General features: G+C 37.2%; 1 protein-coding gene. It reads right to left on the minus strand.

Going from position 1 to position 790, the window contains the following annotated elements:
* Positions 1–116 precede the first annotated feature (116 nt).
* Positions 117–470, minus strand: a complete 354-nt coding sequence (locus E6C55_RS33245) for a hypothetical protein (protein WP_136374117.1) — start codon at positions 468–470, stop codon at positions 117–119.
* Between the last annotated feature and the right edge of the window lie 320 nt (positions 471–790).

Here is a 790-nt window from a genome sequence, read left to right on the forward strand (position 1 = left end):
GATTTTTCGCCTGTTTGCCCAATACCCGTCATTATCGATAACCGAAATAATTCGATCAAAGCAGGACGAGCCCAGGAATGACGCCGATTCGCTGGCTTCTTAAGGGGTAGAACTTTTCACTGTCCAGTATCTTCATTATGCCTACTGTTATCTTCTCGATTCTCATGCAATTTCTCCCTTAAAAATTCAATTTCTTCCACTAGTTTTTGATTTGTTTTTTTCTCTTCATTTATTATTTTGCTCAACTTCTCAATTTCCATTTCAAGTATTTCAATTTGACTTGCCCCTTTTCTATTCTTAATGAATTTCTTTACTTCTTTTTCTTCAAACCAAACTCCTTTTTTTCGAGAGTCAATTTTAGCTTTTATAAAACCATTTCTTTTCCACCTGAGAACAATCTGCTTATCTTTTGCAGATGTTAACCCTACGTCTTTTAATATCTGGAACACTTCATTCGAAGAAAGTAACATAATATGCTCTCCTAGATTTTTCTTTACTCTTATCTTTACTAATAAAATATATCAATTTAGCTGTAATATCAATGTAATTGTCATATCATTCTTTACTCAATAATTAACTCAACTTGAGAATCTAATTGACATATTGGCAAAATGTGTTCTGCTTTCGCCAGAGATGTAATTCTTCTAGCCATGCAGCCCAGACTGTCGCCGCTCACTTCCGTTGACGGAAGCAGAGCGGCGATTTTTCATATCCACTGACGGAGCGAGTTGGCTATAATTGGCGGAGGGGCAGCGTGAGATTACCGACAATCATAGGGGGTACGGCGGAG

The organism is Cohnella fermenti, assembly GCF_004801405.1.
Lineage (GTDB): Bacteria > Bacillota > Bacilli > Paenibacillales > Paenibacillaceae > Cohnella > Cohnella fermenti.